The sequence below is a fragment of the Streptomyces sp. NPDC048483 genome, from assembly GCF_040651455.1.
Taxonomy (GTDB): domain Bacteria; phylum Actinomycetota; class Actinomycetes; order Streptomycetales; family Streptomycetaceae; genus Streptomyces.
In genome coordinates this window covers 1-9,109 of record NZ_JBEZJZ010000188.1, presented here as the reverse complement: position 1 = coordinate 9,109, position 9,109 = coordinate 1, and the positions used below count along the sequence as shown (strand labels likewise).

General features: G+C 68.7%; 9 protein-coding genes. 7 read left to right on the top strand and 2 right to left on the bottom strand.

Going from position 1 to position 9,109, the window contains the following annotated elements; genetic code table 11:
• The 7 genes from AB0D04_RS41320 to AB0D04_RS41290 all read left to right on the top strand — a co-directional run.
• The coding region (locus tag AB0D04_RS41320; RefSeq protein WP_362712562.1) for an RICIN domain-containing protein at positions 1-797 on the top strand (797 nt) is incomplete at its 5' end.
• Positions 798-1,890: 1,093 nt separating this feature from the next.
• Positions 1,891-2,226, top strand: a complete 336-nt coding sequence (locus AB0D04_RS41315) for a hypothetical protein (RefSeq protein ID WP_362712561.1) — start codon at positions 1,891-1,893, stop codon at positions 2,224-2,226.
• 15 nt (positions 2,227-2,241) lie between these two features.
• Positions 2,242-3,321, top strand: a complete 1,080-nt coding sequence (locus AB0D04_RS41310; RefSeq protein ID WP_362712560.1) for a hypothetical protein — start codon at positions 2,242-2,244, stop codon at positions 3,319-3,321.
• Between the two features lie 5 nt (positions 3,322-3,326).
• Positions 3,327-4,073 (top strand): hypothetical protein, encoded by a 747-nt coding sequence (locus AB0D04_RS41305; RefSeq protein ID WP_362712559.1) that lies wholly within the window; start codon positions 3,327-3,329, stop codon positions 4,071-4,073.
• Positions 4,070-4,990, top strand: a complete 921-nt coding sequence (locus AB0D04_RS41300) for an ATP-grasp domain-containing protein (protein WP_362712558.1) — start codon at positions 4,070-4,072, stop codon at positions 4,988-4,990. Before AB0D04_RS41305 ends, AB0D04_RS41300 begins: the two co-directional genes overlap by 4 nt.
• 275 nt (positions 4,991-5,265) lie before the next feature.
• Complete coding sequence (locus AB0D04_RS41295) at positions 5,266-5,817, top strand: hypothetical protein (RefSeq protein ID WP_362712557.1); 552 nt, start codon at positions 5,266-5,268, stop codon at positions 5,815-5,817.
• A 562-nt stretch (positions 5,818-6,379) separates the two neighbouring features.
• A complete protein-coding gene (locus tag AB0D04_RS41290; protein WP_362712556.1) occupies positions 6,380-7,072 on the top strand; it encodes an SUKH-4 family immunity protein in 693 nt (230 codons plus the stop codon).
• A 104-nt stretch (positions 7,073-7,176) separates the two neighbouring features.
• On the opposite strand, the gene AB0D04_RS41285 is transcribed toward AB0D04_RS41290, so the two are convergent.
• Both AB0D04_RS41285 and AB0D04_RS41280 read right to left on the bottom strand, forming a co-directional pair.
• On the bottom strand, positions 7,177-7,737 hold the full coding sequence (locus AB0D04_RS41285; protein ID WP_362712555.1) for an SMI1/KNR4 family protein: 561 nt from the start codon (positions 7,735-7,737) through the stop codon (positions 7,177-7,179).
• A 241-nt stretch (positions 7,738-7,978) separates the two neighbouring features.
• On the bottom strand, positions 7,979-9,109 hold a 1,131-nt coding region (locus AB0D04_RS41280), incomplete at its 5' end, for an IS630 family transposase (protein ID WP_362712554.1).

Sequence of the window (9,109 nt, the reverse complement as noted above, 5' to 3'; positions counted from 1 at the left end):
CGGTCGCCGGCACGGACACCAAGGGCTTCAGCGGTGACGACGGCCCCGCCACCGCCGCCCAGTTGAATGCCCCCTTTGGGGTGGCGGTGGACAGCATCGGCACCCTCTACATCGCCGACTTCGACAACCATCGGATCCGGAAGATCACGGCCGATGGGAAGATCAGCACGGTCGCCGGCACGGACACCAAGGGCTTCGACGGTGACGACGGCCCGGCCGCATCTGCCCAGCTGAACAAACCGATCGGGGTCGCTGTGGACCGCGTCGACACCCTCTACATCGCCGACCACGCCAACCACCGGGTTCGGAAGGTCGCGTTGCCGAAGAGGGCCGGGCTGCCCGATTCGGGCACGGTCGTCTCCTGGGCCAACGTCCGCAGCAGGCTGCGGATGGCGGTCCAGCGTGAGTCCATCAAGGACGGGGCCGAGATCCACCAGTCCCTCGCCGCCCCCAGGGGCCACCAGCGGTGGCGGCTGGTCGTGGCGGGCCAGGACAACGGCGACGTCCTGTACACGATCGAGAACGTGCGCAGCGGCAAGGTCCTGGAGATCGTCGGAGCGCACGAGACGGCCGGGGCGGTAGTCGGGCAACGCACCTACGAGGGTGACGACGCACACCACCAGCACTGGCGGCTGATCCCGGTGAGCTCCGCGACCGACACCCCGCCGGCGTACGAGATCGCGAACCGGAACAGCGGTCTGCTCCTGCGAGTCGACACCAACGCCCGCACAGCGATCAAGCAGCACAGGGCGGAGGGCGACCACCGGGACCGGCAGTGGCACCTGCTCCCCGTGTGACGCACGACGGGTCAGGAGCGACCTCGCCCCCGACCATGCCTGGCCAGCCTTCCGTTATGCGTGAGCGATGCGTGAGCGGACGGTGGAACATGAGCCATCAGGGGCAGGACTGACTATCGGGCTGGGTGGCGCTGACCTGCGAGGACAGCACCACCCAGCCCGATCCAGTACCCCTGGATCAGGAATTCGATCCCGCTCCTAAAGCGGGTGCCGCAGGTTCGAATCCTGCCGGGGGCACAACGCATTACCACTCTGACCTGGGGGGTTTCTACCCCAGGGAGGGGCGGGCTCTACCCGGCCTCGGACTCGTCGTCCGGGGCCGTTTGCGTGAGCGGACGGGGAGTTGATCTCCCCAATATTGCCCAACGGATCAGCATCTTCCGACATGGGCTCGTCGGCCTCGTCGGCTTGGACGTCCACGGGAGAAGATCCGCGCCAGGAACGCCGTCACCCGAGCCAAGGCTCTCACTCCTGAGCGGTGCCGCCGTATCCCCGGATCCCGGGGAGAGACCGGGAAAGTCATCAACCACTTCAGCTTCTGCCGGTGGGACCGGATGACGGCAACCAAGCTCGACGGCCAGGGCAGGCTCGAGGAACAGGTCCGGTTCATCGAAACCGAGATCGGCACCGGCCGACACGACGTGCGTGACGCGGACACCGAGGTGCACATCAGCAACCTCACGGCGTGGGGGGGGTGTTTAACGACACCGTCAACGGCCGCAGCTGCGGCACCGCGTCGCCGACGCCCTGCGCTGACGGCACGACCCTGGCAAGGGGCCCCGGAACCGTCCCTGACCGCCTTCACGGCAAATCACACGGCCGGGGCCTCTCCGTTCCGGCTCCGGCCCCGCCCCCTCATGTCGAACCGTCCTGCGCGCCGTCGGGCGGTTGAATAACCGCCCGGATGCATGATGGGGTCCTTCGTGAGAATCTGATGAATAGGTGATGCGGCCGATCAAGGGCCGCCCGTCGACGGACGACCGACCGTCACACCGAGGGCCGGAGATTCCCACATCGGACAGGGCCTTCTCATGGCCACCCTCCTTTCTCCGCAGCCCCTGGACGGATTCCTCAAGTCGGTGGGGTCGGCCGTATGAGGAGGGCCGCCGACTGCCCGACGCTGCTGGTCGAAAGCGCCCACGCCTTCGAGGAGATGAAGGCGTACATCCAGGACCGGTACGAGGGCGTGTACGCCCTGGAGAGCTCCGTGGACACCGACGGGCGGGTGGTCGACCACATCCCTGCGGACGCGCATCCCGCCGCGCGACGCTGGGGAGGCCTCGCTACGGCCCCAGACGAAGACCCTCCGCACGTGCCCGAACCGTACGGGCAGAAGCGGTCGGACCCAAGGTCCGAGCAGATCGTGCATCCCGAGGCGGGCCGTCCGGTGACGGCACAGGTCCTTCCGGCCGACACGACCCCGCTGTAACAGACAGGACGAGCCATGGCATTCGGAATATTCCCCAAGGACCAGGAACAGCTCAGGCTGCCGCCGGGGGCGACGACCGGCCTTGTCGAGTTCACCGTTCCCAAGACGGCGGGCAAGATGTTCCTCCGTATCGTCGCCGTCGGGTCCGGCTCCGAACCCCTGGGCGGTGCGGCGCCGACCATCCAGCTCCGGGCGGGTTCGGGCGTCATCGCGACGGTTCCGGCGGAACCGGCGGAACGAGTGTCCATCCACGACGAGAACGCCGAGGCCGTCGCCGGAGCGTCCTGGATCCGCGAGGCCAACGACGTCTTCAAGGTGAGCATCGTCATCAGCAAGAAGTCGGAACGCAAATGGAGGCTCAGAATAACGAACAACGATCCCGAGGAATTGGGCTTCGTCTGGGTGACGTCGACCGACGAGGCGGAGACTCTTCAGCCGCGTATCTCGCCTGCGGGAGAGCAGAGATCGTTCGGGACGAAGGCCGTCTTCAACGAGCCGCTCCCGGTCATCACCGTGGTCGTCGCCAACATCGGTACCGGGGCACTGGGAATCACCGATCCGCCCGACACGGACATCGGGGGCGGCTTCACCCTGATGGCGCGGCCCAACAGGATTCAGCCCAATCATGCCGACTCCCTCGTCTTCAAGGCGCAACCCGTCACACCCGGAAGGCCGGAGGACGAACTGCGAACCCAGTACGTCATCGGCACCGCCAGTGACAGTACGGCAGCCGAGAGAACGATCACCCTCTCCCGTCTCGGGGTCTCGCCGCCTCCGCCCTTGAGCCACAAACCGACAAAGGACAGGAAGGACAACAAGGACAGCAAGGAAGACGTGATAGATAAGGGGCATGGCGCTCCCCCGGAATACATCGGTGTCGCCGGACCGGTCGACGTGGACTCCCTGTTCGGGGCCGGCGAGGAAAGCATGACACGCCAACTCGTCGAGCTGGAAGAGAAGTTCGCGACACTCGCCCACTTCATCCCCCCCGAACTGCGCCCGGATCTGTCCGCGAACCTCCTCGCTCGGGAGACGGAACCCGTGGCGGGACCGGGCGCCGACGAGGCCGAGGGCAGGCAGCGGGAGGGCCGCTGACCGCCATGTGGCTGGTACTCGGCGATCCCGCGGATCGTGCCGCGGTCTGGGCCTACGAGGGACTGCGGAAGCGCGGCCTGGCACCGCTGGAACTCCTCACACCGGACGCGCTGATCCGCTCGGCTCGGCAGGAACACCGCGTGGGGCCCGACGGCGCGAGCTTCCGCATCCGCCTCGCCGACGGGCGGCCACTGGAAAGCGGTGACATACGAGGCGTACTCAACCGGATCGTCCGCGCCCCGGTCCGCCCCCCGGTGCTCGCCACGCGGGCCGACAGCGACTACGCCGCGGACGAGTTGAACGCGCTGATGCTCAGCTGGCTTCTGTGCGTCGCCCCGGTCACCGTCAACCGGCCCTCTCCCGTGGGCTTCTGCGGGGCATGGCGCTCGGCGGCGGAGTGGGCAGTGCTCGCAGCGCGGGCCGGCCTGCCCGTGCCGGCCGTCGCCCTGTCCAGCCGCACCGGTGCGGCGCCGCAGGACCGACCGGCAACCCACTCCGTCGTGGTGTTCAAGGAGCAGGTCTTCGGAGGTGAGCGCCTGCCGGATGCGCGGTGCCTGCCCAACGTCGTACCGGCCTGCGTCCGGCTGGCCCGGCTCGCCGGTACGCAACTGCTGGGCGTCGGCCTGCGCCACGACGGGAAGTCGGTGAGCTTCGCCGGGGCGACTCCCGTGCCCGACCTGCGGATCGGGGGCGGTGCACTCGTCGACGGGCTGCACCGGCACTTCGCCGGTGTGCCGGTGACGGCCGGATGATCGCCGTCTGTGGGATCCCCAGCGATCCACCTACCGCGCTGGTGATCGCCGCACTCGAGCGAATGGGCTTTGCCCATGTCGTGCTGTACCAACGGCGGTTCGAGGAGACGTCTGTCGACATCGAGATCTCCGGCGGAGAGATCCGGGGACTGCTGTCCGGCGACCACGGGCATCCGCCCGTCGACTGCTCCGAGGTGACCGGTGTCTACACCCGACTCATGGACTGGCGCCTGCTGCCGGAGGTGCGCGACGGCTCCGACGAGACGGCACAGCGGTGCCGGGCCTGGCACGAGGCGCTGAGCAACTGGACCGAGATCGCGCCCGGTTGCGTGATGAACCGCGCCGCCGCCTCGGCCTCCAACCGGTCGAAGCCCTACCAGTCCCAGCTGATCCGCCAGGCCGGGTTCTCCGTGCCGGACACCCTGGTCACCAACGACCCGGACATAGTTCGCGACTTCAGGGCACGGCACGGCCGGTTGATCTACAAGTCGGTCAGCGCGGTGAGGTCCGTCGTGCGCGAACTCGACGACGAAGCAGCCCAAAGACTCCTCCTCATACGCGGCTGCCCGGTCCAGTTCCAGCGTTATGTCCCCGGAACCAACGTACGGGTGCACGTGGTCGCCCAGAACGTGTTCGCCACCCGGGTTGACACCGACCAGGTGGACTACCGCTACATCCAGGAGGAGGGCGGCCGAACGGAGTTCTCCGCCTGGGAGTTGCCCGACGACCTGGCGGAGCGGTGCCGGAAGCTGGTGAGTGGGCTCGGCCTCGCCCTCGCCGGTGTCGACCTGATCCTCACCGACGACGGAGAGGCGTACTGTCTGGAGGTGAATCCCAGCCCCGGCTTCAGCTGCTACGAGACCCGCACCGCCCAGCCGATCTCCCACGCCGTCGCGCTGGCCCTGCAACGGGGGTAAGCCCGGGCCCCGCTACCCGCCCCAGAGGTGCACGGTCGACTGCTCGCCCTGTTGCTCGCTGGGGCCGCCCCCGGCGATGCCGGGCGGATACGCCGTCGGCTGGGCGAAGAGGAGCCCGGTTACCTCACCTGGGTGCCCCTCACCGCAGAGGCTCGCGCGAAGGCGGCCGGCGACCCGACGCGTGCGTACGACGAGCCCTGGCCCGGGCCGAGAACCTCACCGTCGACGGCCTTGGCGCGCTGCTCGGTCGCCCCGCCCCGGTCGTCGATCAATGCGTGTACGAGCACGCCGAGGCCCGCCCGTGGATGCGCCGTCTCATCCTCTCCCCTGGGCGGCACCCCGAGCCCACCGCGCTCGCCTCTCTGCTGGCCCGTATCCGCGCCACCACCCAGGAAGCGTCGGCACTCCCCCATGTCGTGGGTGCGGCTGTGGTGAGCGAAGCACCCGAGCTGGCCGAGCACGCCCTGTGCACCTGCGGCCGCGGGCTTACCACGGCCGAGCGGCTGCGCGGGGTACTCGGGCTGTTTTCGCATCCCGACCGGCTGCGCGCGCTGCTCACCCCGACCTCAACGCCACCGAAATCGCCGTCCTCCACCACCCCCACACCACAGCCCCTCGCTGTATGCCCTCACCGCAGCGAAACTGTGCAACCACCCTCTGGCCTGGTCACACCGCACCCAGCACCCCCTCCCCTCCATGCCGCCATCCAGATGGACAAAAACCACCCAGACAACCGCCGCACCATCGACTGGGAATCAGACAACGACGACTGGCACAGCGGCCGCCGGTGCCACGGACACGACCACCGACTCACACCAGCCCAGTGACCAGCAACTTCAGTATGAGCAACGCTCATTGGTGGGGGAATGACGTCCAGGCTCTGCGGTGCGGTGGCTGAGTGCCCGCGTGGGGGAATCTGAGTACGCACGCTGATGCGGTGTGCGGCCTCGCGGAGTTGGTTGGCTGTACGCATGACCGTTCTCCCTGCCGCGCCGTCGAGCGGCGCCGACCTGGACGTGGTGAAGTCCGCCAGCCGTAGCCGGAGGACCGCCATGATCGCCCTGGGTCTGCTCCCTGCCGCCTGGTTCCACGCCGGCTCTCCCCCGAGTGCATCCGGGTCAGCTGACCTTGTCGACCGGCGGGCGAGGCCAGGACGATACCGTCGAACGGTCCGCCGTACGCTGCCGCGAACGCGACGGCGTCGGTGGCTCCGTCGCGGCGGAAGGACCTGACTCCGTTCGGGACGAGGTTCAGCATGCCCGAGGCGGGAAGCCGGACGAGGCCGTCGTTTGCCTTGCCCGGGTTGATGGGGATCCACGATTTTGGCTCTGACCGCGGTTCCGTGAACGATCTTGAGTATGGCGGAATCGCCGAGAGATGCTGTGGCGCGTGGAGAGCGACCGTAAAGGCGTGTGGGCGCCGATCGAGGATGAACTGCTGCGTGTTTTGTCACTACCGCTGGACTGCCTCGCCGCCGCTGAGCATCAGGTGCTGCCCGTTGGGGCGGCCGAGGAGTGGGGCATCCCGGAAGCCGACCGGGCGGCCTTGCGAGAGTGGGGGCTGCCGCGATTGCCGCTCTTCACCCCCAGGCCGCAGGTCGGGATCGACCCCGTGCTGGTGCCCAACCTGGCAGGCGACCACGAGCGCCGTCTGGTCAAGGAAGGACAACGCCTCTACGACCTGGGCTTCTGGGGGCCCGCCGAGGACAGCTGCGTCGTCGGCGTGGTCCCCGGCGAGGGTCGTGTGCTGCGCCTCCTCCCCGCGCCGATCACCGTCGACGACCTGCCGGAGATCCTGAGGCCCCACCACGCGGGACTCCACAAACCGGCAGTGTCCCTCTTCAGCTCCTCCATCGCCCAGTACGTCGAAACTGCCTGGCGCTGGCATGCGGCGCTGCAGATCCTGCGGCAGATCGAGTCACCGCCGCACATGGCCCCCGAGGGGGAGGTTGTCACCCATTACGACCGTCTCTACGCGTGTGTGGATCTCATCGTGGACGCGGTGCGCCGCCTCGACCCCGGAATCGCCGCAGAAGATCGGCAGTCGGTCTGGACCGAACTCATCCGAGAGGGCTCTGTCTGACATGGGGAGCCGCACTGTCATGAAACTGCGGTCAGACCCAAGTGCGGCGCTCAGTGAGGTGCGTCAGCAGCGAGCCAGGTCGTCGGGAGCGGCCGACGGCGTCACTACCCGTTCGCTCCAAGGGTCTGGTCGGCCGTCGCGAAGCGGTGCTCCGTCGGCTTCAGCACTTCGTAGAGGTAGCCGAAGTACTTCGTTTCCGCCGTTTCGGTGAGCACCGCCAGCAGGAAGGCGAGGCACCCCATGTCGTGGTGCTCCCACAGGGGGCCGCGCCCCTCGTTGTAGAGCACGGTCCAGTCGTCAGGGTGCTGACCGGGCCGCGCCAGCCAGTACAAGAACGCTCCCGAGCCCTCCTCGAATGCCCACGGCAGGACCCTCGCCCCCGCCTCCTGCAGGCCGGCGGGCTTGTCCTCGAACTCCCACAGGTCGGCCAGGATCTCGTCCCGTTCCGTCGTCTGCGCGTGCAGGTCGCAGTCGTTGTAGGCGGAGTCGGGGACGAGCAGCCAGATCGTCTCGTCGAAGATGCCGTCGCCGTATGTCTCGACGAGCTGCTTGTAGTCGGCGGGCAGAGCCGCGCCGAGGGCGCGCTCGGCTTGCGTCCAGTCCACCGCGGGTGGCGGATTGGCGGGCGGCGGGCAGAGGCGGACGAGCGCATCGAGGGCGATCATGGAACGGACGCTACCGGAACTCCAGCCGGTACCCGTCGGCGGGTCGACAGGCCGGGCGAAGCGGTCCACCGCCGCCTCCTTGACCTCTGCCGGCCCCTCGACGGCACCCCAGGGACCTCGGCGATCCCCGCGCAGCGCAAGGCCCGCCGCGCGTACGCGAACCGCGTCAACGCCCTCGAAGCCCCGGCCTGACCAAGATCAGCGGCTTAGTGGTCGGCTCCTTGAATCCTTCGGGGGTTGATCACGTTGCCAGCGCCACGGAGGATTCTTCGTGGTGATCGGCGGTCTGCCGGTCGAGCCTGGCCAGCAGATCATCCAGGTCGGAGGTGGTGAACTTCCACTGGAACGGCTGTGCCGTGGCGTTGTAGCGGTCTTCGAAGGCTCGGAGCCGGTCCCCGACCTGGGTGAGGTCGGTGGAGTCGTTGGGCGAGACGACCTTGCGCTGCACGACGGAGAAGAAGATCTCCACCTGGTTCAACCAGGAGGAGTGCACCGGGGTGTGGACCATGACCGCGTTCGGGAATGCGGCGGTCAGCCGGTCTGCGGCCTTCTTCCCGCGGTGGGAGGAGCCGTTGTCGACGATCCAGAAGACGCGCTTGGCGCTGGCGTACGGTTCCTGGCTCATGACCTGGGCGGCCGGGGCCATGAACGGGTCGATGCCGGTCCGAGCCTCGGTGCGGCCGAATGCCTTGGCGTGGTGGACGTCGTGGGCGGCCAGGTAGGCCAGGGCGCCGCTACGGCCGTAGGTGTGGTTGACCCGCATGGCGCGGGCCTCGCCGGGGGCGAGGGTGGGGTGGCAGCGGGCCTGGATGGAGGTCTTCTCGTCGGCGCTGATGACGTACTCGTCCTCGCCGAGGGGTTGGCCCTGCCAGGTGCGTGCGTACAGGTCCAGCACCCGGGCCGCCTTGGTGCGGAAGTCGGAGTCGGTGATGAAGATCCAGGAGCGGTGCTGCCAGGGCTTGAGCGCGTCCTCAGTCAGCCGGCGTCGCACGGTGGAGGGCGACACCGCGGTCACGATCTGGCGGGTGATGGCCTCGCGGGCCAGTTCCGGGCACGACCAGCGTGAGATCGGCACTCCGGTCCCGGCGGGCAGTCGGCAGGCCAGCGCCTTGACCTCGGTGGCCTGCAGCGGCGTGAACGAAGCGGGACGGCCGCAGCGTTGACGGTCTTTGAGCCCGGGCAGGCCCGCCTGAGCAAACCGGCCACGCCAGCGGCGCACGGTGTCCAGGTGCAGCCCCGTCTCCCAGGCGATGCGCGCGTTGGAGCGTCCGCGCGCGGCGTGCAGGACGACCTGCGCGCGCACCCGCAGCCGGTGCTCGGTCTTGTGGCCGTAGGCCATCTTCTTCACCCGCACGCGTGCGGCGACGCTCAG

What these genes read in the sequence shown, in the direction of transcription:
- AB0D04_RS41315 (WP_362712561.1), top strand. Translation starts at nt 1,891, where the DNA reads ATGAGGAGGGCCGCCGACTGCCCGACGCTGCTGGTCGAAAGCGCCCAC.
- AB0D04_RS41310 (WP_362712560.1), top strand. Translation starts at nt 2,242, where the DNA reads ATGGCATTCGGAATATTCCCCAAGGACCAGGAACAGCTCAGGCTGCCG.
- AB0D04_RS41305 (WP_362712559.1), top strand. Translation starts at nt 3,327, where the DNA reads ATGTGGCTGGTACTCGGCGATCCCGCGGATCGTGCCGCGGTCTGGGCC.
- AB0D04_RS41300 (WP_362712558.1), top strand. Translation starts at nt 4,070, where the DNA reads ATGATCGCCGTCTGTGGGATCCCCAGCGATCCACCTACCGCGCTGGTG.
- AB0D04_RS41285 (WP_362712555.1), bottom strand. Translation starts at nt 7,737, where the DNA reads ATGATCGCCCTCGATGCGCTCGTCCGCCTCTGCCCGCCGCCCGCCAAT.